Source organism: Pseudogracilibacillus auburnensis (genome assembly GCF_003201975.1).
In the GTDB taxonomy this organism is placed as follows: Bacteria; Bacillota; Bacilli; order Bacillales; family Amphibacillaceae; genus Pseudogracilibacillus; species Pseudogracilibacillus auburnensis.
The window spans coordinates 496,911-522,656 of sequence record NZ_QJJQ01000001.1; the positions used below are offsets into that span (position 1 = coordinate 496,911).

General features: G+C 39.0%; 21 protein-coding genes and 2 pseudogenes. 11 read left to right on the forward strand and 12 right to left on the reverse strand.

Annotation, left to right across the window (positions count from 1 at the left end; translation table 11 throughout):
* The first annotated feature begins 518 nt into the window (after positions 1 to 518).
* From DFR56_RS22765 to DFR56_RS02410, 5 genes are all read left to right on the forward strand, one after another.
* Positions 519 to 689, forward strand: coding sequence for a hypothetical protein (locus tag DFR56_RS22765; protein ID WP_158525466.1), 171 nt, complete (start codon positions 519 to 521; stop codon positions 687 to 689).
* Between the two features lie 424 nt (positions 690 to 1,113).
* Positions 1,114 to 1,641: a TetR/AcrR family transcriptional regulator gene (locus tag DFR56_RS02395; RefSeq protein ID WP_110393807.1), complete on the forward strand. Its 528-nt coding sequence runs from the start codon at positions 1,114 to 1,116 to the stop codon at positions 1,639 to 1,641.
* Between the two features lie 91 nt (positions 1,642 to 1,732).
* Positions 1,733 to 2,896, forward strand: a complete 1,164-nt coding sequence (locus DFR56_RS02400) for an MFS transporter (protein ID WP_110393808.1) — start codon at positions 1,733 to 1,735, stop codon at positions 2,894 to 2,896.
* A 586-nt stretch (positions 2,897 to 3,482) separates the two neighbouring features.
* Positions 3,483 to 3,884: a nuclear transport factor 2 family protein gene (locus DFR56_RS02405; RefSeq protein ID WP_110393809.1), complete on the forward strand. Its 402-nt coding sequence runs from the start codon at positions 3,483 to 3,485 to the stop codon at positions 3,882 to 3,884.
* A 241-nt stretch (positions 3,885 to 4,125) separates the two neighbouring features.
* The gene (locus tag DFR56_RS02410; protein WP_110393810.1) at positions 4,126 to 4,476 is read left to right on the forward strand and encodes a DUF2200 domain-containing protein; all 351 of its coding nucleotides are present in this window, start codon (positions 4,126 to 4,128) and stop codon (positions 4,474 to 4,476) included.
* A gap of 279 nt (positions 4,477 to 4,755) precedes the next feature.
* Here the strand turns inward: DFR56_RS02410 and DFR56_RS02415 are convergent, their stop codons facing one another.
* Complete coding sequence (locus DFR56_RS02415) at positions 4,756 to 5,718, reverse strand: arsenic resistance protein (RefSeq protein ID WP_110393811.1); 963 nt, start codon at positions 5,716 to 5,718, stop codon at positions 4,756 to 4,758.
* Between the two features lie 439 nt (positions 5,719 to 6,157).
* The gene (gene ppsA, locus DFR56_RS02420; protein WP_110393812.1) at positions 6,158 to 8,773 is read right to left on the reverse strand and encodes a phosphoenolpyruvate synthase; all 2,616 of its coding nucleotides are present in this window, start codon (positions 8,771 to 8,773) and stop codon (positions 6,158 to 6,160) included.
* An 804-nt stretch (positions 8,774 to 9,577) separates the two neighbouring features.
* Between ppsA and DFR56_RS02425 the strand changes: the two genes are divergently transcribed.
* A complete protein-coding gene (locus DFR56_RS02425) occupies positions 9,578 to 10,804 on the forward strand; it encodes a benzoate/H(+) symporter BenE family transporter (protein WP_170124485.1) in 1,227 nt (408 codons plus the stop codon).
* A 332-nt stretch (positions 10,805 to 11,136) separates the two neighbouring features.
* Here DFR56_RS02425 and pdxR read toward each other — a convergent pair whose 3' ends face one another.
* Entirely contained in the window at positions 11,137 to 12,570 is a 1,434-nt protein-coding gene (pdxR, locus tag DFR56_RS02430; RefSeq protein WP_110393813.1) for a MocR-like pyridoxine biosynthesis transcription factor PdxR, read from the reverse strand.
* Between the two features lie 231 nt (positions 12,571 to 12,801).
* Between pdxR and glyA the strand changes: the two genes are divergently transcribed.
* Complete coding sequence (gene glyA / locus DFR56_RS02435) at positions 12,802 to 14,046, forward strand: serine hydroxymethyltransferase (protein WP_110393955.1); 1,245 nt, start codon at positions 12,802 to 12,804, stop codon at positions 14,044 to 14,046.
* 660 nt (positions 14,047 to 14,706) lie between these two features.
* Here glyA and DFR56_RS23275 read toward each other — a convergent pair.
* The 9 genes and pseudogenes from DFR56_RS23275 to DFR56_RS02480 all read right to left on the reverse strand — a co-directional run bounded on the left by DFR56_RS23275 (position 14,707) and on the right by DFR56_RS02480 (position 23,937).
* Positions 14,707 to 15,030 carry an MFS transporter gene (locus DFR56_RS23275; protein ID WP_211320592.1) on the reverse strand — a complete coding sequence of 108 codons (324 nt, stop codon included), beginning with the start codon at positions 15,028 to 15,030 and terminating at the stop codon, positions 14,707 to 14,709.
* Between the two features lie 473 nt (positions 15,031 to 15,503).
* A complete protein-coding gene (locus tag DFR56_RS02445; RefSeq protein WP_110393814.1) occupies positions 15,504 to 16,541 on the reverse strand; it encodes a sensor histidine kinase in 1,038 nt (345 codons plus the stop codon).
* Between the two features lie 8 nt (positions 16,542 to 16,549).
* A complete protein-coding gene (locus tag DFR56_RS02450; RefSeq protein ID WP_110393815.1) occupies positions 16,550 to 17,215 on the reverse strand; it encodes a response regulator transcription factor in 666 nt (221 codons plus the stop codon).
* 36 nt (positions 17,216 to 17,251) lie between these two features.
* On the reverse strand, positions 17,252 to 19,417 hold the full coding sequence (locus DFR56_RS02455) for an ABC transporter permease (protein WP_110393816.1): 2,166 nt from the start codon (positions 19,415 to 19,417) through the stop codon (positions 17,252 to 17,254).
* Positions 19,407 to 20,186 (reverse strand): ABC transporter ATP-binding protein, encoded by a 780-nt coding sequence (locus DFR56_RS02460; protein WP_110393817.1) that lies wholly within the window; start codon positions 20,184 to 20,186, stop codon positions 19,407 to 19,409. The genes DFR56_RS02455 and DFR56_RS02460 overlap by 11 nt, the downstream gene beginning before the upstream one ends.
* Positions 20,187 to 20,436: 250 nt before the next feature.
* Positions 20,437 to 20,609, reverse strand: a pseudogene (locus DFR56_RS23810) (antirestriction protein ArdA); the annotation flags it as partial.
* Between the two features lie 486 nt (positions 20,610 to 21,095).
* Positions 21,096 to 22,508, reverse strand: coding sequence for a DHA2 family efflux MFS transporter permease subunit (locus DFR56_RS02470; RefSeq protein ID WP_158525468.1), 1,413 nt, complete (start codon positions 22,506 to 22,508; stop codon positions 21,096 to 21,098).
* A gap of 101 nt (positions 22,509 to 22,609) precedes the next feature.
* Positions 22,610 to 22,909 carry an SIP domain-containing protein gene (locus DFR56_RS23920; RefSeq protein WP_207518607.1) on the reverse strand — a complete coding sequence of 100 codons (300 nt, stop codon included), beginning with the start codon at positions 22,907 to 22,909 and terminating at the stop codon, positions 22,610 to 22,612.
* A 494-nt stretch (positions 22,910 to 23,403) separates the two neighbouring features.
* The gene (locus DFR56_RS02480) at positions 23,404 to 23,937 is read right to left on the reverse strand and encodes a TetR/AcrR family transcriptional regulator (protein ID WP_110393820.1); all 534 of its coding nucleotides are present in this window, start codon (positions 23,935 to 23,937) and stop codon (positions 23,404 to 23,406) included.
* Between the two features lie 60 nt (positions 23,938 to 23,997).
* On the opposite strand from DFR56_RS02480, the gene DFR56_RS02485 reads away from it, so the two are divergent.
* From DFR56_RS02485 to DFR56_RS23925, 4 genes and pseudogenes are all read left to right on the forward strand, one after another.
* Entirely contained in the window at positions 23,998 to 24,228 is a 231-nt protein-coding gene (locus DFR56_RS02485; protein WP_110393821.1) for a hypothetical protein, read from the forward strand.
* A 582-nt stretch (positions 24,229 to 24,810) separates the two neighbouring features.
* Positions 24,811 to 25,029, forward strand: coding sequence for an NAD(P)/FAD-dependent oxidoreductase (locus DFR56_RS22570; RefSeq protein ID WP_146214232.1), 219 nt, complete (start codon positions 24,811 to 24,813; stop codon positions 25,027 to 25,029).
* 60 nt (positions 25,030 to 25,089) lie between these two features.
* A complete protein-coding gene (locus DFR56_RS02500; RefSeq protein WP_146214233.1) occupies positions 25,090 to 25,305 on the forward strand; it encodes an NAD(P)/FAD-dependent oxidoreductase in 216 nt (71 codons plus the stop codon).
* Between the two features lie 239 nt (positions 25,306 to 25,544).
* Positions 25,545 to 25,731: pseudogene (locus DFR56_RS23925) on the forward strand (IS5/IS1182 family transposase); the annotation flags it as partial.
* Between the last annotated feature and the right edge of the window lie 15 nt (positions 25,732 to 25,746).

Sequence of the window (25,746 nt, forward strand, 5' to 3'; positions counted from 1 at the left end):
TTGTTCGGATGTTTAGAGAAAAGTAATCTAGAATTTAGTTTTGGAAGAACGTATAAAGAGTTTTGTATATTGCATGATCATAAGATGTTCAATGTAGATCTTACCATTTGTTATCCTAATAGCCGTTGATTTGTCTAGTGAACACACTCACTTCTATCAGTATCATTCCTTCCGTTTCCTAGATAGTTTTCATCATTCACAGTTTGCACCTACCGATAAAATCTTTGAAATAATTGATGATGTAATTAGAGTAGCAATCGATTGAGGATCTTATTAAAAAGGTTGAATGTTCATTAAATAACAGAACATAGATGATGTGTGCAAATAAGTGAGTGATGTATGTGAAGAGTAGCGGATGGTTATTACTGGCTGTGGTTACAAGGTGACAGAAGCCAGGATAGATTAAAAGCATTTACCTTGGAAAGGTGCTGGTTAGCTTGATTAAATTAAGTTGTAATGATAAAAAAAGACCAATTCGTTTTATAGAATTATGAAGTTATGAAGGTTGGAATTTAAAAGTGTACGGAATTTCAGTATCTAATGATTATACAAGAGAAGAATTAGTTTCAAGATCTAAGGAGCTTGCAATTCATTTATTACCATTACCAGCAATTAATAATGAACGTTATGGTGTAGGTTTTATTGGTGTACATGAAGGAGAGGGGGCAAGTTTTATTTTTGTTGACTAGTAGACAAATGAAAATGAGCTAAAACATCATGGATATGTAGCCACACATGAAAATCCTAAAGAATTTACATATGTAACTCCTACGGGACTTATTGCTTGGTGTTGGGACTTGAAAGTGCTTAGTTTTGAACTAGATTCATGGGTTAGTAAGATATTAAACAATTCGTCCGGGCATCCCAATTTAAACGAATATTTAAATTGCCGTTTAAATGATGATAGTTAACTTTTAGCCGTGATTATTCAATTATTGGGTGCTTTATTCGAATAACGATATTCGTTTATCGGGCTATTTTGGTGGAATTACTTATACAATTAATTTTATTATGAGATGCAATTAAAGGTAAAATCTCTTCACAGTAAATTTGCATTAATGTTAATATAGGAATATACTATAATGAACGTTCTATCTTAGGGGGGGTGTCTCGATGAGTACAAAAAAAGAAGACTTAGTCCAATCCGCCGAAAAATTATTTTACGAGCATGGCTTTCATTCTACTGGTTTAAAACGTGTTATCAAAGAAGCGAATGTAGCTGTAATGACGCTGTATAATCATTTTAGTTCTAAAGATAAATTGATCGTGGAAGTGTTAAAACGCCGCGAAAAAAGGTATTTTGCTCAGCTGCAGGTTCAGCTTCAGGAAAGTTCAGACCTTTCGTCTATATGTTTGCATTTGGCTGAGGCTCATGTCCGATGGCTTGTGCAGAATGAAACGAGAGGTTGCCTGTTTTTGCGGGCAAAGGAAGAGTATGGCTCCGATTCTTCCCACCCAATCGTCCAAGTTGTCAATCAACATAAGAGTGGCTTGTTACGTTTTTTTCAAAAAAAGGGTTTGACAGAGACACAAGCGATGCAACTGACGCTTTTATTTGAAGGGGCAACGGCAATGGCTGAAACAGAAGACGTAGATAAGATAGGAAAAGAGCTTATTTATCTGACGCAGCGTTTATTTTAAATGTTACGGATGTAAGTGAAGGACTTTATCGATCTTACATCTATTTTTTTGTATAAAATATAATGAACGTTCTATCTAAGGAGGATGTTAAATGAATCGAATCGTTTTTCCTGGGATCGCAATGATTGGCGTATCTTATGCGTTCGCCCGTTTTAGTTTTGGCATGTTTTTACCGGATATAGCTGAAAGTCTCGAATTAACGGAAGCAGCATCAGGAGCTATCAGTTCCTTGGCCTACTTGGCTTATTGTCTGGCTTTATTAACCTCTTCTGTATTCATTTATAGAACTGGGGCACATACCGTAGTACAAATGGCCGGGTTCTGTGCTGTAGTAGGAATGATAGGGATCGCCATTGCACCGAATCTCTATGTACTGACATTTGGCGTATTAGTCGCAGGTTTGAGTAGTGGATGGGCATCACCGGCACTAAGCCAAGTGGCTGTCAGTAACTTGCAGCCATCCGATCGTGATCGTGGAAATACATGGATCAACACGGGCACTAGCTTTGGGCTTATTCTATCAGGACCTATTGTCCTTTTATTCACCGAACATTGGCGATTATCCTATAGCTTGTTTGCTTTGATTGGAATAGGAGTTATGTTGTGGAATTGGAAGTCGGTTCCGAAAGGTGAATCGCGAAAAAATGAAAAACCCGTTTTTGGGTACAAATTGTTTAACCAGTGGAAGAAGAGTGGTTATTTATTAATCGCATCTTTCTTGGTAGGCACAAGTTCTTCGATCTATTGGACGTTTTCTAGAAGTTATTTGACGGCTGAATATGACATGAGCTATTTAGAAAGTGTTGCTTTTTGGATCATGATGGGGATTTCGGGGATTCTAGGTGGGATTGCAGGTGGAAGCATTAAAAAGTTTGGGTTAACCGTGGCTTACCGATTTACCCTTGTAATAATGGCCTTTTCTATCGCTCTGATTACAGTTCACTCTGTTCCCATGATCTATATCTCGGGGATATTGTTTGGTATCGCTTATATATTCATGACAGGCATTTTTATCGTATGGGGGACCCGGCTTTTTATCCATAATCCTTCTGTTGCAGTCAGCCTTTCCTTTCTATTTCTTGGGATTGGCCAATCTCTTGGTTCATTTATAGCAGGTGGAATCATTGAAATAGTTTCCTACGCGGCGGGTTTCCTTCTCTTCGCAGGGATCGGGTTGGTTGGCTTAGTTTTACCCATAAAAACGAATGATATGAAAGATAAATCGGATCAAGATAAGATTCTGCCTACAGGATAAGAGAAAAAGTCAAAATTTATATGTAGTTATCTGTATACTACTAGTGGTCTGAACTGTGGGTAGAGCGTGTATGAGGATACCACTTTTAAACATAATACTTATGGCATGCAAACAATGAATAATGGTTATCTCCTAAGATGTATATGTTAGAAATCGGGTGTATTAAAAAATGATTATGAATGATGGCTGTGAATTCAAAGCTAGTTCATAGATGGCACTCCCTAAGGACTTAACACCAAATCATCCACCAATTGCCCAGTAGAAACTTGTGCCAGCAAATAGAATTGTCCATATGATTCCAAAATATAAAAAGTATGTATGGTTTTCCATGGAGAAGGTTCCTTCAATTTTATATTCTACAATATGCACTCAATAAATATGTCTTACTGGCTTATGTAATGTCCTGTATTTCTTCTTTATTCTAGAAATAGTTGAAGAAATATTAAACTAATAAAATTATTCCACACTATCTCTTTATTTCTAATGAATGTAGCGCCGACGTGATTTGCAATCGTAAGTTATGGTATAGTAGAAAAAACTAGTTAACAAAAGAGAATGGTATCCTTAAAAAGGAGAAAGAGACGAGATGAGTACTCAATCCAATAATCTAAAGGTAGAATGCACCGAGAATTGTGGAAACTCCCCCAAAAAAATGCTACTTAAAGAGCTTAGTATCGCTTTTGCCGAAAATAAAATAAGCTTCTGTATGGATTGGATGACGGATGATGTAGTTTGGGATCTCATCGGCGATAAACAGATTCAGGGAAAAGCTAATTTTGAAAAGGTACTGATTCAAATGCAAGGACGTAGAGCTCTGGAATTGCATATCCATAACATTATAACACATGGAAATACTGGTTCTGTGAATGGCACGTTATTATTAAATGACCAGCAAAGTGTTGCTTTTTGTGATGTATATAATTTCAGAGGCACTGTTAAAAATGCCAAAATTAAGGCGATTACTTCGTATGTTATTAAAATATCTTAAAGTGCGTGTTCAAAAAGGTCGATAAAAGAAGACCTGAGAAGTTCAAGGCGGCGTAGCTTTGAGGAACGAAGCGTATGCTTTTACATACGCGAGTACCGAAAAAGCAAGCCAACGTGGAAATTCGATGTGTCATCTTTGTTGGACTTTTTGAACATCACTTAAAATAAGAAGTTTTTTTCGTTTACAAACCCCCAGCTTATGAAAAACTAACTTTTAACGAAAAATAAAGGAAGGATGTATGATGACTAAACACCGGATTTATACAATGAGTGTCGCAAGCGTTTATCCACATTATGTTACGAAAGCGGAGAGAAAAGGGCGTACAAAATCAGAAGTCGATGAAATTATCCGTTGGTTGACAGGTTATAGCCAAGAGGAGTTAGAAGCACAATTTGAAAAACAGACAGACTTTGAAACTTTTTTTGCGGAGGCTCCTCAAATGAATCCTTCTCGGGATTTAATTAAAGGTGTTATCTGCGGCGTTCGAGTGGAAGATATCGAAGAGCCAACGATGCGGGAAATTCGCTATTTGGATAAGCTAATCGATGAGTTAGCGAAGGGGAAAACGATGGAGAAGATTTTGCGAAAATAAAAACGAACCGCACAGATTTTACATTAGTTAAGAACTTCCATGATGTTGAATAGGCGTTATTGTCATAAGTTATGACGTAACCGTTCTTTTTAATCGATTATAAAGAGAAGGGGGGATTTTGACATAGGTACGTTGCTGAGATGGGATTTGATGTTCAAAAATATATAACCAATAAAATGAATGAACCGTAAATCTGTTGGAAAAAGGTATGATCTACGGTTATTTGATATGTGTCCCATAATAGTTCGTTTATATTTCGTAGTTGAAGGACTAAAAAGACTAGATATTTTCTGTTTTCACCTTTCCAATTTTCAATAAAAGCTGTGCGATGATTGCTAACACAGGTAATTCTATTAATGGACCAATAATCAGTGCAAGAGCAATCAATGGTTGGTCTGGAAAAGCGATAAGTACTAAAGCTAATGCTACTGGTGAATTTCTTGCAATAATAGTTATATTTAAACTTATCGTATCTTCATAACGGAAATTCAGTAATTTTCCTGCTGTTTGAGCGACAATAAAGTTGATACTAAAGTATAACAATAGCGGAAGGAACATAATTAGAATAATCCCAAGGTTATTTAATAAATAAGAACCTTGTGAAGCAAACATTGCGACAATCGTTAAACACAAAAATACAATTTGGGATGAAGCAAAAAAAGGAATTACTTTCTTTTCCAATACTTTTTTCTTCTTTTTTAAGAAATAGCGTGTTAGGCTTGCTAATATAAATGGAACAAATAAAACGAATAGGACATTTTCTAGAACCGTTGATAACTCAAAGGTTTCCATCGTTCCGGAAAAGATGAATAAATAGATCGGTAATAATAAAATTTGTAACAGTAAGTTAACTGGTAGTACAGAGGTTGACAGAGGTATATTTCCTTTTGCAATTGAAGTGAATATTAAATACCAATCTGTACATGGCGTTACTAATAATAAAATAAACCCTAACCAAATGGCAGGATACTCCGATAAGAAAATAGCTCCTAATCCCCATGCTAATAACGGTGTCCATAAAAAGTTAAGGAAAATATTCGTACTCAAAAATGTTATATTTTTGAATGCATTTTTCAACCCTGTTAATGGAATCGTTAGAAAAAGTCCGTATAACATTAATAATAAAAATGGGATAATAAACATTTCTGCATGCTGTTCCACTAATGATAATTGTCCTAATAAAAGTCCAGTACCGACAGCAATTAAAATGATGACTGTTTGTAATTTCTCTACTATATTCAATTTGAATGTCCCCTTTGAATGATAAGGGTAGCTGTGCACAACATACCTTTTGTTTTACTGCGCACGAATGTTTTATAAAAAGCATTATAATTCTTGACTTCGAATTTAGAAGGAGGAGCTACATTGAATAAGCTTAAGTATAAAGCACTTCAAAATAATGAAGGCGTATTTTTTTAGCCGCTTAAAACAACAAAAACAGTTTGTCGCCCTCCCTGTAAGCAAGAACTCCTAATCCGTAGCATTGATAAATCTAGTATAATTATTGTAACTTAACTACAATGAAAGTCAATGTGCTTATTTCCTTGACCACATTTACCTAAGATAGGACGCCGATTTTTATTCTATATACGGCGCCCCTTAGTCCTTAAAATATAAAACTGATTAGGCTAAAGATAAGAATTTACCTATAACATTTATCTCATCGGATGGTATTCCACAATTATAATATTTCGATATACCCTTCTGTTCCATGTACGCGAATTCGTTGCCCATCTTTTATCAGTTTGGTGGCATTTTCCACCCCAACAACTGTTGGTAAGCCATATTCACGTGCGATAACTGCTCCATGAGTCATCAGTCCTCCAACTTCGGTGACTAGGCCTTTTATGGACACAAACAATGGTGTCCAGCTAGGGTCGGTAAAGGTTGTAACTAAAATATCTTCATCTTCTAGATCAGCATCTTCCATGTTTAAGATGACACGTGCTCGCCCCTCTATCACTCCAGAAGAAACAGGTAGACCTACAATAGCTTCTGTAGGGAGATTTTCTTGTTTGTACTCACCTGTAATAATTTCACCATCAGACGTGATAACACGTGGGGGAGTTAGTTTTTCATATAATTTGTACGCTTCTTTTCGCTTATTGATGATCTGGTAATCTAGTTTGTTTGTGCATATGACTTCGCGAAGTTCTTCAAAAGTGAGATTGTATATATCTTCTTTCTCATGAATTACGCCCGCTTGTACAAGCTGCTCGGCTTCTTTTATTAGAGCCTGCTTGTAAATAAAATAGCGATTAATCATGCCGTATTTAGGATATTCCCTAAACCCACTGAAATTCCTGATTAGATCAATTCTTTGTTTCGTTTTCTTAGCTTTTTGTTCACCACCTGGTAATTGCTTCAATCGATCTAATAACTCTTGTTCTTTTTTCAAAGCGGTACATCGTCCTTGCTCAAATTTTTGTTTGCTAGCATCAGGCTCAAAGTTTTTGATGTTACTAAGAATCATTGGGATAAGGATAATTGGTTTTTCTCTCCAACGGGTTTTAGTAATATCGATTTCTCCGATACATCGCATTCCGTATTTGTTAAGGTAAGCTACTATTGCGTCTTGGGTTTCCTGTCCACCATCAAACTTAACGATTTCCTCCAAAAAGTTATCATCTTTTACATGTTGTAAATAATCAATTACTTCCGGATAAGGCCGAATTACATCTGCGACATCCAACAGTTCTAGACCCATCTCAGAAGTAATATTGTGTGGCACAGATTGAGAAAGTGCATCTGCTGCATTTTTTTCGCCTAGCCACTTGTTCATCTTTTCATTGATCCATGATGAAGCTTCCATAGCAGCCATAATTACCCTTGAACTTTGCGGGTCAAATAAAATCTTCTTTAATTCCTGGATATCTTCCAAAATAAAATCAAATAAATCTGCTCCTGATTTCGTTTTGATGGTATGTTTCAACTCTTCTATCGATGATTGGGTGCGCTCAATCAAATGAGGAACGATTGCCGGATCGTTTTCGATTAGTGTTTGAGAATCCATAGATGGTCTACCTTTATTGTTTTTACCGGGACTCGGTACTTTTTCAGCATGTTGTTTCGATTTTATAAAATCTTCTCGCTCTATGATGGTCATGAGTGCGTCTTTGATAAGCGGATCGGATTGCCCTAAGGTATTTAAGATCATTTCTCTACTGTCAGGTGAAGACAGGTGATTTGTGACATCAACAAACAACCTTCCACCAGCTTTACGCATAGGAGCTGGAGTTGTTAATAGGTAAAAAGACAATCCAAGCGGTTTCATGGGCTCAGTCATCATTTGCTGATGACCTACAGATACGTAAACGTGATTTTCCGTATCATTTGCTTCGGGGATGGGGAAAAGAATAGTGATTGGTCGACTCTGGACAATATAAAATGTATCATTAACCAAACACCATTCGATATCTTGAGGACATCTAAAGTAAGCTTCGATTTGTTTTCCTATACGTGCTAGTTGTAAAATTTGTTGTTCAGTAAGTGTTTGCCTCTTTTGCTGAATAGGATCTATTGGCCGTGTCTCTGTTCCACCTTCTTTTCGTCCATAGATAGCTAATTTTTTGGTTGCTATCATTTTACTTGTAATTTTATCTTCCTTTACTTTGTAACAATCGGCAGATACTAAGCCAGAGACAAGAGCCTCACCTAGTCCAAAACTGGCGTCAATTGATACCAGCTTTCGATTGGAAGTAATCGGATCAGCAGTAAATATAATTCCAGAAGCCTGTGGGAAAATCATCCGTTGAATGATAACGGATAGGTAAACTTGACTGTGATCAAATCCGTTTTGGATACGGTGGATTACAGCACGATCCGTAAATAGGGAAGCCCAACATTTGCTGATATGCCGTAAAATGGCTTCTTTTCCGATGATATTTAAATAGGTGTCTTGTTGACCAGCAAATGAGGTGTGTGGTAAATCTTCAGCAGTTGCACTAGAACGCACAGCATAAGCATGTTCATCGCCAAACTGGGAGAGATAGTGAACAACAGCACCTGCAACATCGGGAGGAATCTCTGCTTCTATAATGATTTTCCGAATCTTCCTACTGATTTCGGCAATTTGATCCAGATCGTCTACTTTCAACAGTGTGAGTTGATCCAACAATAATTGGAAGGTTTTGTTTTGGTTGAGGGTCTTTTGAAAAGCTGCTGTCGTAACACAGAATCCTTTTGGTACTTGTATATCATGAATTTTTGTTAATTCCCCTAATCTTAGTCCTTTTCCACCAACTAATGAAAGCTGTGTTTTTTCCATTTCCTGAAAATCGAGAACAAATGAATTCATTCTTTATCACTCCTAATCATTCATGTTCTATTGATTTTAGCAGTAGCGAATGAGAAAAAACAGTCTATATTTGCCATTTTTTATATGCTATAATTAAATTAGGAAGAGTCAAAGTTCAATATTCAAAAAATAGCTCAATCTTACCATACAGTAATCTGGTAACCAAAAACGTTGATTTAACAGCGTCTTAATGGAACTTAATTTGAATAAAAATTAGAAGTGAATAGGCTCTCCGCCAAAATTCCGTTAAAGGAAAAGCAAAAATGAGGTGTTGTGTTAAAACAATAGCTCTTTTTTTATTTCTCATTTATCTTCAGAGTGGCGTTTTTTTATATCTACCAACATACAAGGAAGATTTTACATGCACCGATATTCTATCTATTCTCCAACTGAGTTTCATCACTCGTTGAATCAAATAAAAACTATTTACAGTAAGGAAAATGATAAATATTATTTGGCATAAAGTTATGGACTGACCCAAATTATATTTTTGGATGTTTTTTTACATTCCATAATAGGTTATGCTTATATTCATTAACAAACGCTGATTATGAGAAGAAAGGGGATAAAGCTTTGGTTATTTAGTTAAAACAATTTCAAGCACAAAGGAGAGAGAAAGGGTTCCCGCGTGGATGAATGAATATTTTTTTGTTGGGTATGTCAGAATTTTAAAGTTTCTATTGAAGAAGGAGCTACTATCATACGATGATGCATAAGTACGTTTGGTCAACGTTATGACCGGACGAGCATGAAGGGAATGAAAATGGTGCTCTAGGATAATGAGAAAAGAGGTAAGAAATACGTATGAATACAACATCAAATTCACTAAGTGGTCGCGATTTGGTATCGCCGACTATCGCTGCATTTATATCTGTCATTGTTAACTATGGAGGTACTTTTATTCTTGTGTTTCAAGCTGCAAAAGTGGCTGGGCTAAGTCCCGAAATGACTGCTTCATGGATATGGTCGATTTCTATTGGTGTAGGTGTAACTGGTATATGGCTAAGTTATCGATACCGTGAACCAATTATTACAGCTTGGTCAACACCGGGTGTAGCTTTTCTTGTTTCAGCTTTAGCGGTAACCCCCTATCCTGAGGCAATTGGAGCCTATATCATCTCTGCGTTAGGATTTATTATTTTGGGGGTATCAGGAATGTTCGAACGTTTTGTTCGGCTTATTCCTCCAGGTATTGCTTCCGGGCTGCTAGCGGGTATTTTATTGCAGTTTGGTATTTCGGCTTTTGGCGGTGCAGAGGTTGATCCTTTGCTTGTAGTTGTTCTGTTTGCTTCCTATATTATACTAAGACGGTTTACATCTCGATACGCAATTGTAGGTATTTTGGCAATTGGATTGATTTTTTTGATCGGTATGGGGAAAGCAGATTTTAGCAATATTAAATTGGCAATCGCAGCACCAGTCTTTGTTGTTCCAGAGTTTTCGCTTCACGCATTATTGGGTGTAGCATTACCGCTTTTTATTATTACATTGACGGGACAATACATGCCTGGAATGCTAGTGTTACGAAATGATGGATATAAGACGAGCGCGAATCCGATTTTGGTCGTAACAGGGGTGGGCTCACTAATCACGGCGCCATTCGGATCACACGCTTTTAATGTAGCGGCTATTACAGCAGCAATTTGTACAGGGAAAGATACACATGAAGATCCTAAGAAACGTTATATTGCAGGAATTGCCTGTGGTATATTTTATATTATTGTCGGTATATTTGGTGTGACGCTAGCTACATTGTTTTTAATTCTTCCTGCCACTTTCATTGCGACTTTAGCGGGATTGGCATTGCTAGGCACAATTGGTAGTAGCCTTGCCAACGCTTTAACAAATCCGAACGGACGCGAAACCGCGCTCATTACTTTTTTGGCAACGGCCGCAAATGTTACATTATTGGGTGTCGGAGGTGCATTTTGGGGACTTGTTGCTGGTTTGGGGGCACATCTATTGATTAATGGACAATTCCTAAAAAAACAACATCGTGTAAGTGTCGTACAACAAGCCAAACAAAAATAGAAGGAAAAAACGAACAAAGATATAGTAATTGTGCAGTGACGAAACGTTATTTTAGAGCAAAACTATGATGCTAGATAGTAGAGAAAGATCATAGTTTTGCTTTTGAGCTGACAGATCGATTCAATAAGCATAGTAATATGATTAAAAAGCTATAGCGGTGTGGTTTAATATAAAATTGTTTGAGCTAAAAAGAGACTTATGAACTAAAAATGGAATCTTACAGTTCGAATGTAAAAAGTTTCGCTATGACCAATCATCATCCAAAAACTAACTTGCCATTTAGTCCTTTTAGCTGTCTTTTTGACGGATGTCATACGAGATGGAGATTTGTACTATAAAATCATTTTCGCAAGACGATAAATTCCTTCTTCAATAGCTGGTTCATCGACTTTAGCAAAGCCGAGCACCCATCCTTTCCGATTGCTACACATACAGTAAGTGCTAAGCGGATATACACGTATCCCTTTTTTGAGTGCTTGGTATGTCACAGCTTCTTCTGCATCAAACGATTCTTCAGCTTCAAGCAGCATATGCAATCCGGTTTCAATACCGCTAAGTTTGAACTGTTCACCTAGCCTAGTTTCAATGATCACCCTTGTCATGGCTTCATGTCTACGGCGATATACATTTCTTATTCTTCTCATATGGCGCATAAAATGACCGTGCTCGATAAAATGAGCAAGCGTCAATTGCTCCATAATTGGAAGATGGCGATAGGTCAATTCATGTACTTGGGCAAGTTGACGAATGGCCTCTTTTGGTCCAACGATTGCCGATATTCGAATACCGGGAGCAACCATTTTAGAAAAACTCATCATATACAATGTGTTTTGTGGTTGCTGACTAAACAAAGTTGGGAGTGGACCACCACGATATCTAAATTCACCATCATAATCGTCCTCAACGATCCAGAATTGATTTTGAACAGCCATGTGTAACAATTGTTGCCTGCGGGGTTCAGCCATAATGACTCCAACTGCACATTGGTGCGAAGGAGTAACAAAAACAAGTTTGGATTGTGGATGAATACGATCTACTTGTAGTCCATACTCGTCAACAGGAACAGGAGCGACATTCATGCCTCGATATTTCATCGTCATCCAGGCAGCAGGAAAACCAGGATCTTCAACAGAAACCGTTTCACCTTCTTGTAATAGGGATTGAGCGATTAAATCGATGCTATGCTGCGCACCTGAAGTTAATATAATTTGGTCGATATCGACATGAACTCCTCGTTCGAATGTCAAGTAACGTTGAATTTGTTCGCGTAGTGGCACGAAGCCATAAGGATTACCGTAACCCCAACTGTCTAGGTTTACTTTTGCTGATGCCTGTAAAAAAGATTGTCTCCAACTTTTTTGAAAATGCTCATCCAAATACGGTTCATGGGGACAGAAATCGATTTCTACGTTATGATTTTCTTTTCCCCTAAACCAGCTATGCAGCTGATCGACTGCAGAGTTTAACAATGGTAATTCTGGGGTGGATGGTCCTTTAGATATAACATCCTCAGAAGAGCTGATTTTATAGCCCCACTCACTTATCCTTGTTCCACCACGTCGATTTGTCACAGTATACCCACGGCTGAATAATTCTTCATAAACAATTTGAATAGTGGAGCGTGAAACACCGACTAATAAAGCAAGCTCCCGAGATGGCGGAAGTAACTCACCTGGTGGCCATTTTCCTGTTGTAATATTATGAATTGCTTGATCCAGTAATTGCTGCCATATAGGGTTTTTGTCTTTTCGGTTCACTTTTAGCATTTCATTCACTCCCAGATGATGGTGCATGTAGAATATGGATTGCTAAATAATTATTATTTGGATGTTACTATGCAGTCCATTTGTTGGTATACTATCACATAAATAGTTGCCTTTGCAACACGATAGCATTAGGCAAAGGAGAATTTTATGCCTAATCAAAGGAAAAACTAATTCATTTCTTTGAATGAAGAGAATCGGGCAACGAATAAGAAAACAGAAAGGGATATTTTCATGAAAAACTTGGAACAAAAAGACACCGTATTGGCTGGAGCCATTAGGCAAGAACTTTCACGACAACGAGATAAAATAGAGCTGATTGCTTCAGAAAACTTTGTTAGTCAAACTGTAATGGAAGCAACGGGTACTGTACTGACAAACAAGTATGCTGAAGGATATCCGGGAAAAAGATATTATGGTGGTTGTGATTACGTAGATGTGGTTGAGGAACTCGCTATTCAACGTGTTAAAAATCTTTTTGATGCTGAGCACGCAAATGTTCAGCCCCACTCAGGTGCGCAAGCAAATATGGCGGTCTATTTCGCTTCTGTAGAGCCTGGGGACACTATTTTAGGGATGAATTTATCTCATGGTGGTCATCTTACCCATGGGAGTCCGGTAAATTTTTCCGGAAAAGTTTACAATTTCGTCTCTTACGGAGTAGATGAACAAACCGGGTATATTGACTATGATCATGTGCGCAAACTTGCTCATAAACATCGCCCGCGGATGATTGTTGCCGGTGCTAGCGCATATCCACGGACGATCGAATTTAAGTTATTTGCTCAAATTGCTGCTGAAGTCGGGGCTATCTTTTTTGTGGATATGGCACATATTGCGGGAATTGTTGCGGCGGGATTGCATCCTAATCCATTACCACATGCACACTTTGTTACGACGACAACACATAAAACGTTGCGTGGACCAAGAGGTGGTGTCATCATGTGCCGCAAATCATGGGCGCAAGCAATTGATAAAGCGATATTCCCTGGATTGCAAGGTGGCCCGTTAATGCATATCATCGCAGCAAAAGCTGTTGCGCTAGGGGAGGCGTTACAACCTGATTTCAAAACGTATATTGAACAAGTTCTTGAAAATGCCAAAGTATTGGCAGAGACATTAATAAGTGAAGGATTAAATGTCGTTTCTGGTGGCACAGACAATCATATAGTGTTGCTTGATCTGCGTAGTATTGGACTAACGGGGAAAGAAGCCGAAAAAATTCTTGATGAAGTAGGGATTACGGCGAATAAAAACTCCATTCCTCACGATACGACGAGCCCGCTTGTGACAAGTGGAATTCGATTTGGAAGTCCTGCTATGACGACGAGAGGATTAGGGCCTAAAGAAATGAAAGAAATTGCCCTTCTTATTGCACTTGTATTAAAAAATCCGAATTCTTCAGTTGTTAAAGAACAGGTTTTAAGAAAAGTACATGAAATCACCAATCAGTTTCCTTTGTACGAGGGACTTCAATAATGTAATGCTATGTAAATTAGGGACAGCTATTTTGCGAAAATAAATTTTGAAACTAGATTATTAATAATGCCCTCCTCGGTTTGAGTATACTAAATGCTGTATCTTGGGCATTATTAATTTTTTATTTTATAAAGGCCCCGTTACAAAAACGGCGTTATGACCTTCAGTTCTTTCGGAGAAATATTAAGTAAGGTCTACTGAATAAACAGAAATCCCATCTAAATCAATAGTTTGTACTCGTTTTTCTGGATATAAAGTGCAAAGGATTTGACTGGTTTACCAAAAAGTCTTTGCACATGTAATGAACTAATCTAGTTGTCTGGAGCGAAAAGTGACTGACTCCAGTGGGAAAAGCAAATGGTCTTCGATGGGACGAGCATTTAGCGGAGTCCCACGAGTCTGAAGACCCCGCAGGAAGTGGTTTTCTTCCGAGGCGGGTTAAGTACGCAACGTCCATGTCGCAACACCCGCACTAGCACGTCCTGTGCGTCGGAGGCTGAAGCCGTCCCACGGAAAGCATGTCACATTTCGCAGAAGACAACGGCAGGATGGAAAGTAATAGTTGTTCAGCAGACTCTAAGCATAATTATTTTGATTGTATATCAAAATGTAGGGCATTCCACTCCTGGGATCATGGCATTTTTTACAGTTCAAACATAGTTAGTATAAAAAACGTATTTTTACATTCCGATATTGTAAGATTAATGTCATAAGAAGAAAGCTACCTAAAAAGATAAACACATATCTACTTGGAAAGACTTTAAATATCCCTGTTAACATGCCTCCGATTGCCATACCTAAATAACGGATGAAATTAAAAAGACCTAAAGCTGTTCCTCTATTTTCGCTGTATTCATTACTAATAATAGTTGAAAATAGGGGAGGTGAAAATCCTAGTGTTATGCCATAGCCAAATAATATGATACTTAATCCGATCATTGATTTGGTATGTAGTAAACCAAATAATATTACTAGTAAGGGCATTAAAAATAAAACAGCTATAAATAATACGTGTAATGATATTTTTTTTGAACTTTTTTAAACAATATACTTCTCAAAATCATACTAACGGTCAAGGGTAAATATAACAAGCCAATTATTTGCAAAGGTACGTGATAATGATCGTTAAGTAATATTGGCAAGTACACAAGAATTGAAAAATAGATGAAAAATACGAAGAAGGGTTACAATCAATATACTTACACCTATATAATTAGAAAAAAGCCATCTCCTCATGATAGAGAAGAAGGCTAAAACGTACAATTTACAAAGGGTTAATATTATAAAAAAATGCGCTTAGTAAATAGTATTGGAGAAAAAACGAATGCATAAAAAGTTTTACAGATTTCCCGAGTGAGAAAGTTCAACCCTTTAGGATGAGGAAGGGGAGGGAGTGGCTTTTACGGCAAAGCCCAATTTTAATTATCTAGCAATTAACCCATGAATGTGTTAATTGCTTATTGTTTCACATGCGGAAATATTAACGATAAGCTCAGCCCTGAACCAAGCCCTGATGTTGCCTCCAATTGAATAGCTAAATCATGCGCCATCTTGCTTACTAAAAAAAGCCCCATCCCCGTTGCTTGTCTTGTATAAGTACCCCGTCCTCCAGTAAAGCCCTTATCAAAAATAAAGGCTAAATCTTCTTCAGAGACACCAGGTCCATTATCACGAATATGCAAAATGGTTTGGTCATGCATTTCATCGTAAATCGTTTCAAATTCCAAAATGGGATGATCCTGATTCTTTGCAACGTATTTCGTACTATTAAAGATGATTTGTTCTAATATAAAAGCTAACCCTTTGCGGTCGGATAAAATTCCCATCTCTTCACCTATAAACTGTATTTGAAAACCAGCTTCATCTAGTAGCGTTTGATGGTCTTCAACTGTCTGCTTGCAAAATGCGAGCAAGTTTATTGACTCAAAAATATAATCTTTATGAGCAGCCCCAAGTCTGGCAAAATACAAAATTCGCTCAACGTCTCCAAGCATTTGATCTCTGACATGAAGCATACGCTGTCTAACAAGCGAAGACATTTCGTCACTGCGGTTATCTAATACCAATGTCATCAATGAAAGCGGCTTTTTAATTTCGTGAACCCATCCTTCTATATAGTTTTCATAATCGGCGAGTTCAATGACTTGATCATTCAGTTCCGACTGATATGATCTGATGACACTTCCCATTCTACGGATAAGTGACCAATGTGTTTTAGGAGATACCCGGCATAATCTTTCTTCGTTCGCTTCATTCGGTTCTAACAAAAAATCTTGAAAGACAGTTTCGATTATTTTTTGCTTTATCATGATCATGAATACAGACAACGATATCATCGTTAGCGTAAAAACAATCATGAGCCCTACTAACACCTTAAAGGTTTCTGGGTAAGCCAACCAAGCTAAATAACTAAAAAGGAGGCTGGTAGCTATCAAGATAAGAAACCATTGTTTATAGGCATGAAAACAATCATAGATTTGCTTTATCCATTTCACGGCTTCTCTTACCCCCTCAGTCGATAACCTTTACCCCTGATTGTCTCAATTTCATTCTCCAAGCCTAACTGCCGCAATGTTTTTCGTAAGCGGGTTAGATTGACTTGAAGGGCATTTTCGTCTATATATTGGTCTGTTCCCCATAAAAGTTCACTCAGTGTTGACTTGGATACAACATCAGGCCTATTTTGTACTAAAGCCAATAATAATTTACCTTCATTCGCTGATAATAATAACGACTCGAACCCTTTATACAAAGTAAAGGTATTTGGATCTAATGAAAAACTGCCACCATCTATCAAGTCTGGTTGTCCTTCAAACCTTCTTAGCAAGTTCTGAATGCGTGCCAATAATCGGTCTCGATTACATGGTTTTATGAGATAATCATCTGCACCTAAATGAAGACCATGTAATTCATCTTGTAACTTATCTCTAGATGTAAGCATCAATATGGGACCAATCCCTTTGGATTTTAGACTTTTACATATTTCAAAACCTGATTGTCCTGGTAAATTGATATCCAATAAGACTAAGTTTGGTGCCAAAGTGACAATTTGCACGACTACATCATGAAAGTCGGTAATTGCTACTGCTTCAAACCCTTCTTTTTGCAATATATCCATTAATTCTTCTCGCATCCATGAATCATCTTCAACAACAGCAATCCTCGCCACTTTGGCACCTCCCTCTATATGAAATGGAACAGTTCTTTAATCTATATTTGGCTTCCAGCGCAATTTATCGATCTCATGACCTGCTGAACGGGCAACAGCTACTCCATAAATCACGAAAATGATGATTACTACACATGCAAAGGTAAAGGCAATCGGATAAAGTAACGCGTTGTCTTCGATGCGAATCATCACAAATGAAATCATCGCTCTTATCCCAACAGCTGCACTCACGCATGCAAGAGACATAGGTAACAGGAAAGTCAACAACACTTGTCTATGTATCGACTTTTTCATTTGATTCCGTTTTGCTCCCAACATGGAAAGTGTTACATAGCGCTGTCCAGTCTGCTTCATCTGTGTCAAAAATTGTAAAGCTAATACCGTACAAGCAATAAGTAAGAATAAGAATCCCACATATAGTGTCGTATAACTTCCAGCAACAACATAGAAGAGTTGACGTCCAAAGTTTTGCAAATAACTTTCAAACTGGAAGCCTGAATATTTTAATAAGTCTCTAGCTTCCATCATTGGTGTCATTAAACCTTGTTCGTCCTGCAGCTTTTGTGGGATGCGAAAATTCCAATATGATTTATAGGATTCCGTATTTAATAAAGGTTCAAACATTTGATCCGGAACGATAAATGCTGAATGAATTTCTACCGAACGGTCTGCGACTAATCCCTTCCTTGGAATTGATGGGCGTATAGATATTTCCTGATCATGAATGCTTATTAAACTTTGCCCTTCTTTTTCAGCCTTTTCAAGAATACGATCTAGTATAGGCATGCTTTCTAGATTATCCATATGCAAAAGGTCTGGATTAAAGTATAGAGCAATTTCATCTGAATGCAGGTTCAGTGGTTTTTCTCCTATTGCTTCTAAAAGTCCATTATAAGATGATTCAGGAATGAGGTAAGGTGCTTTTGTATCAATCTCTAGGACCCCAAGCAAGTTAAGTGCTTCAGGGTTTTCAGAACTAATAGTGTAACCTTTCATTTCTCCGGATAAAAGCTGCTCTTTATAGTTGCTTGGCAGAGCCATAATGAGCTGATCTCTTAATTCAGACCAGTCTACCAACGATACAGGCAAGTCATTTTCCTCACGTTCATCCTTAAATTTCATTTTCCCAATTTCTAATAGATTTAAGTCCTCTACATATGGTACCATTTTTTCTGAAGTGAGAAATTGCTCAACCTTTTGCTCATCCCCATTAACCGTAAAATCATATAACGAGGAACTCCTAGTAATAGCACTATCGAAACCTATAATAGTTGAAGCACCATTTGTTATCAAAATGATCGACAACGTGATTAGGATCGATGTTACAGCAACAGAAGTAGATTTATTAGCTACATTCTCTTGAAACTGCCTTAATGTAAATGTGCGCAGACCTTTCGTAGATTTACGCTCAGACAAGCTTGCCAATAAGCCAAATAGTTTTCCAAATCCCCTCATAAAAAAGATCGTTCCTAAACATCCGAGAGCCAATGCCACAAACAGAAGCAGTCCTCCAAAATCTATAAAACGATATAAAACAATCGAATAGGCAACACCTAGTAAGACAAGACCCACTAAAATATGGAATACGTTGCCTTTAAAATGTCCCATATCTTGTTTCTTATCCATTTGCTCATAAAGTAATTGATGTACCTCTTGATTAAATAATCTTCCCCCAAGTATGACTAATGCTATGAGCTGGATGAATAAAAAACCGATGATCGTAAAGATTATCGCGCTTACCGACAAGCTTATTTGATGACCGATAATTCCCTGTCCGACTAGTTTAGAAACCGTCAAGCTGATGATTTCTGCTAAAAATCCCCCTATTAAAATGCCGCCAATGAGTGCCAAAATAGACGTCAAAAGCCCCTCTGCTACAAGTTGAAGAACAAGACGCTCTTTACGCATTCCTAACATGAGATAGAGCCCAAACTCTTTGCTTCTCCGATTTAATTGGTACTGATTAGCAAATAAAATCAAGAAAAACAATAGAAATAAGGCAAATAGATACACAATGGGCATTAGGGATAAGAGTTTATCGATCGCATCACTTTCAAATTCTTTTAAGAATAGGATAACATCTTGTCTTCCAAGTGAAAGAATGATATAAAATGAGGCTACTGCTGTTATAAGTGTTGTAAAGTAGATTAAATTTTCCTTACGACTTCGTTTCGCATTACGATAAATCAGCCTAGAGAACATTTGCGCTTCCTCCCCCAAGCTGAGCTAATACCTTTAAAATTCTATCATAAAATTTCTCGCGAGACTCATCTTGTTTGCGGCGCAGCTCATGAAAGATGATACCATCTTGAATAAAAAGGATTCTTGAGCAAAAACTTGCTGCATTAGGATCGTGGCTAACCATTAAAATCGTTCTTCCACTACTTCTATTAATCCCTTCCAACTTATTCATTAAGATTTTTGCAGAGCGTGTGTCTAATGCTCCTGTCGGTTCATCCGCAAGAACGATATCTGGATCAGAAATCAAACTGCGTGCAGCGGCTACCCTTTGCTTTTGTCCCCCAGACATCTGAGATGGGAATTTATGAAGGATATCCGTAATCTCTAAAAAAACTGCTAATTTCTCTAATTTGGCACGTGCTTTTGCTACATCCATTCCATGAATAGACAATGGCAGTAGTATATTTTCTTGTCCAGTTAAATTATCTAGCAGTGCAAAATCTTGAAATAAATAACCAATTCGACTTCCTCGATATTCTTCTAAATCCTTACTATCAAAAGCGCTAATGTTTTTTCCATTTAAAAGCACACGCCCTGATGTTGGCTTTATAATCGTTGCAATGCAGTTTAATAATGTTGTTTTACCAGAGCCACTTGGACCCATTATACCTAAAAATTCTCCTGAAAGAACGTCAAAACTAATCCCGTTTAAAGCTTTTGTTATGTTGTCTTTCTTGCCATAATTTTTTTGTAAGTCTTGGACTTCTAATAATTTCCCTCGTCTGATCATTATATAACGCTCCTTTTTTTAGTGAAGTATGTGAAACGGTTGAAAATTGGGTTATTAATATCATAACAAGTATAGAAGTCAATAAATACTTACAATTGATGTAAGGAAAAATGATTGAAAATGACCTTCTTTTTAACATTTCATCATTATCATCAAAAACTAATGATATCTTTTTAACACTTGCAAAGCTACCTATCATTAAATACCTGTCAGTCAAACCTGTTATAGTTTTGAAGAAAAGTTTAGGGTTAATCTCTAAATCGCGACCAAGGGTTTGATAGTTAATGTAGTATTGTAAATCAGCAGGCACTTCTTCAAGCATCCCAGTTTCTTCTACATAGTAGAGTAACATCTTCCATATCTACAATCGGAATAACTGATAATGTCATCTTGATGTTCCAGTGATTCTGCCAAACGATCAAATCAATAGCCTTGAAAAAAATATATAAATATTATCGTTTATTATTAATAAGGTAGGAAGGAATCCATCTACCTACAAATCAATTAAAAAGTGAACAGGAGAAGGTCATAGATTCAGAGGTGAGAAATAGTTATATATTAGAGAAAAAGAATTGCCTACGGTAAATAAATTCGTTATTGTGTAAGTAATAGAAACGCAGAAATTTATCAACATTATATTTTGTAAAAATTAAAATCCCTCCTAATATTTGTTTCGTATAACACTATGTTAAGGGTTGACACTAATGTCAATGTCAAGAGAAGAGATTTTGTTAGTTTTGAGCATTGTTAATAGAGGTTCATTGAATAAGGAGAACCCCTTGAAAGTTCCCCTATATGTTACCTAAACTATGTGAGTCCAAATTTATGGAATATCTAATGATGGAAGCCACCGGCTTAGCTGGTGGCTATGACTAAATCCGAGGAGGCTTGTAGCTGCAGTGTCTCGCTCTATCCGCGAGTTCCGGCAGTCCGCACTCCCGCCTTGCGCCCGACTCGCTCTCTTGTGCCGAAAAACAGGATGATCAGCCCAAGGCCGAGCATCCCGGCGCACATTTGCAGGACGGGCACAATATGCTCGCTGTAATCCGCGGGCGTAGCAATTGCAGGATCAGCGTTAAAGAAAATACCGACGAGCGCAATGCCGAACACGCCGCCCAGCTCGCGGGACGCGTTACTGACGCCACTCGCTTCGCCTACAGAGCTGTCCGACACGGAAGAAAGCACACCATGGGCTAGCGGCGTAAAGCTGAGACCCATTCCCGTGCCGGCTAGCATCAAGAGCGGTGCTGATTGGACGAACGGGAAGCCGGTACCCTGCGCGGCGATGAGCCAAGCGAATCCGACCAGCGCGAGCGTCTGCATCAGAAAGCCAACTATCAGCACATTCCGGGCACCAAGTCGGGTGACGGCCATGCCGGAGAGCGGTGCAGCGATCATTGAGCAGGTGGTCCACGCCATCATGCGAATGCCTGCCTCCAGCGCGGAGTATCCTTGCGCCTGCTGCAGGAATAGTGAAAGCAGAAAAATGGCGCCGAAGATGCCCGCGAGCATCCAGAAGCCGCCGAGCACATAGGCGGTATACTTGCTGCTGCGGAACAGTTCGAACCGGATGTACGGGACTGGACGCTTGCGTTCCCAAAAATAGAACAGGACGAGCAATATGCCTCCAGCGACCAACGGTAGTAACGTGCCCTGTGCACCCCAGCCGGCGTTACTGCCTTCTTCCAGACCGTATACAATGCCCAGCAATCCGATCACAAGCAGGGCGACACCAGGGAAATTAATCGGCTTCTGTTCGCCCTTCGATTCCTCTAGCCAGAAGAGACCGAGCACGAATGATAACAACCCGACTGGCACATTGAGCCAGAAAATAAGCGACCAAGACAGCCCTTCGACGATTAATCCTCCAACGAGCGGTCCTATCGATAACCCGAGTCCGGATACCCCTGACCAGATGCCGAGAGCGGCGGCTCGTTTGTTTTTCGGGAATGCTAAGTTTACCAAAGTCAAGCTGAGCGGAACAATCGCGGCGCCACCAATCCCTTGAATCGCCCGTGACAGAATAAGTTGTAGCGGACTGCCACTTAGAGCGCACAGCGCAGAACCAACGGTGAACACGAGCAGACCGATCAGAAACACTCTTTTCCTGCCGAACCGATCTCCCATCATGCTGAACGGGATCAGTAAAACGGCGAAAGCAAACATGTAAGCATTCATGATCCATTGCAGATCGGTAAAGCTGGCTTGCAACGATTGCTGGATCGTAGGAAGAGCGACGCTAAGAACAAGATTGTCGAGCATTGCCATAAACAGTGCCCCGCACGTTACGGCGAGTAAGCGAATTCGTACAGTAGTAAACATTTCTCCACTCCTTTTTGTTTTGTTGTCCATACTTGTGGTGCTTAATGTAGTCCGCGTTTCCCTGGCATCCAAAACGGCTTTGCTCTCACCGCAGTCCGCGGTCAGCCCCGTTCATGTATCAGATGATTCCTGATTAGGACGCAAGTCTGAGCCTCGCCGGTAACATACGCAACGCCTACCTGATCATGAAGAACGAGATTTTCCACGGCTTCAGCAGCTTCTGGGAGGCAACGGGAGAGGCTGCCGTTCCGGTGCACGCGTAGTAGCCGGTGTGCGCCTGGAATCGCCATCTCGTCGTGCTTCGAGTTGTATTCTAGAACTCCGTATACTTCTTCTGACGACGACATCGCTCCGAGCATCGTTTCGATTGCTACCGACCCAGTCTCCTCGCAGGCGAACACATAATAAGGTGCAGGCTTATCACGTAATCGCCCGTAGGTCCCCGGAAAATAACGGGATCTCAGGGTTTAACATTATTAGCCCAATTCAAGCCGATACCATTGCCGTCGTAAAGATGAATTCTCAGTTCGAAGACGCATGGCTGAACCGAATATTCCCAGATCGTATACGTGCGTAGCGTCTCCATGGGACGGAGGATTCCGTACGGTGACGATGGGTCGTTGATTTGGATACGCACATGCTGGGCTGGATTATACGGCAATTGCCCCAGCGCCTCCGAACGGATATAGATGCGCCGCATGGTTGGACCGGCCAGTTCGAACTCACTCACGATTCCTTCTGTCTTATATTTGGAGAAAATCTTTTCCAACGGGTTCTTTGAAACGCGGCGAGAGGCAGTATTTTTTTCATTCGAATCACTATTTATTTATTGATCAATAAATGAAATGGTAAAATATTTGGCAAAGCTTGGATACATCACTTTGCCAATCGACGTTTATTTCTTATCATGTTCGAACCAGGGAAGCAGCTCAGGTAGGTTCACGGTCTCCGCCAGTGCGATCGTCAATCCCTGTCCGATGAACCGGCTCGCTTCATCGTCTGCATTCGGAATGCCGGCCTGCTCCAATTTGCTCTTGACTCTATCGTAAATCAGGCTGAAAATGTCTCGTGCCGTATCCCGGATGGTCGGTTCTGGAATCGTGTACGCCATCATTGTCAGCAATATTTCATTACGATCGGATTCGAGAAGCTCTTTGAACGCATTCCCCATCTCGATATGTAACATATCCCGGGGAGCGTTCACCTCGGTGAATACGTAATTGATGCGCTGTGTAGCCTGATCTAGAACAGCGAGATACAGTTCCTCTTTGGACTTGAAAAAATGGAAAATGTAAGGTTGTGTAACACCCGCGGTGCGTGCGATATGAGCGGTAGTCGTCTTATAATATCCGAACTCTGCAAATAATTGTGCGGCGGCGGCGAGTATTTGCTGTTGGCGGCTCTGGGTGGATTCGTGCTTTTGGCTCAAGGTCTGTTCACCTCTTTTATTTATTGATCAATAAATAAATAATAACAGGGGCGCTACCGATTGTCAATTGTTTCCTGTACCTCTTGCAAATCTATTGTCACTAGTTATGGACATCGTGCCACAGAAAGCTTTACAAAAAACTTTGTGAAAGACTACACATGGCAAAATGAGAAAGATTCCATTGCACAGCGAGCGGAAAAGACAAACGATTACCCTGACAGAGGAATTGCAAGCTTTACAGTGAGAACGGATATTCCTACGAGTCTGAGTGTGGAGGATATAAATATTTGATCGGTGTCCGAAGAAAAAGAAGTTATCTATGCTGCCGTTTACTTTGTAGACCAAAAGATCACGGAAGAGCGAGTAAATCGGTTAAGACATTGTCCAGCCAAAGGTTGTAGTGAAAAATGGATTTTTACTACCCCATTTCAACAAAAAAATAGAGGAAATTCTTATTCAAACACGACTAGATATAGACGCAAATTTACTATTGGAAACGGCTGCAACTATAAAGGGGATTTCTGGAGTTGTCAACTATAAGGCCTCTTATTATTTGAATCGACTTTTTATAAAGGTGGTTCTCCTTTACGTTTCAGATAACAACAATTGAACCAACTGTTGTCTATAATCAAGTCGTATCAGAACTTCAAAAGCAAAATGAGGGAACTTTTTTGTTGAAATGTTCAACTGGCGACATTCATTACACACGAACGATTATCCTGACTGTGGGCATAGGGATCGTTGAACCTTGGGACTCGATTTGAATGGTGCCCAACGATATGAAGGTAGAAGTCTACATTATGTAGTAAAGGATCTTCATCACTTTAAAGATAAACGTATCTTGATTTCAGGCGGTAGGGACTCCGCAGTAGATTGGCAAATGAAATGCATACCATTTCCAAGAGTGTCACGGTTATTTACAGAAGAGATGAGTTCAGAGCATTTGAGTGGGATGTTGTAAAAATGAATGAATCTGCACTAGTCCTGACACCTTATGTGTTGGCAGATTTGCAAGGACAAGGAAGCCAAATTGAGCAAGTAACTATAAAACATGTAAAAACAGGGGAAATCCGACAGGTGGAAATTGATTAAGTGATTATTAATCACGGGCACAAGGGTGACTTTGGCGGATTAGACAAATGGAGGCTAGGAATGCAAAACGAACGTTTTGTAGTAAATGCCACGATGGAAACGAGCCTTCCCGGAGTCTTTGCAGCGGGGGACGCTGCAACCTACCCAAACAAATTAAATCTAATTGTGGGCGGTTTTTCAGAATGTCCGATCGCTGTCAATCATGCCAAAAAATATTTAAATCCGAATGCAGAAACGATGGGCACATTCTCAACAGGTCACGAAAAGTTACGTTAAATTATTAAATAAATCTCGAGTTTAAGTAGCGTTGCCACTTACTCACCAAATAAGAAAACTTAATACCACTATTGCAAGGGAAATGGGAAGAAGAGGGGGGCAAACCCCTATTAATTGAATGAATTTCATAACTCAAATCACTTACGTGACATGGGATTTGAAAAAAAAGGAGCACCTCTCAAAATCTAGTGTAATGGTAGTTGACAAAAACAACCAACAAGACCGGAAGAGTGCTCTCTATGACCATGATACGACAATCGAGTCCTTTTGGATCCAGGAATTATATGAGACGGGCCTATCATTATTTCAAAGATAAATATACATGAGATTTATCATGAAGTGATTAAAAAACCACGATTCGTTGCGTCAGAAGCATTGAATTATCCAGCTATGATTATTTCTTCTTTCATAAGGTATGTTGAACGTTTTACTCGTTTTGTA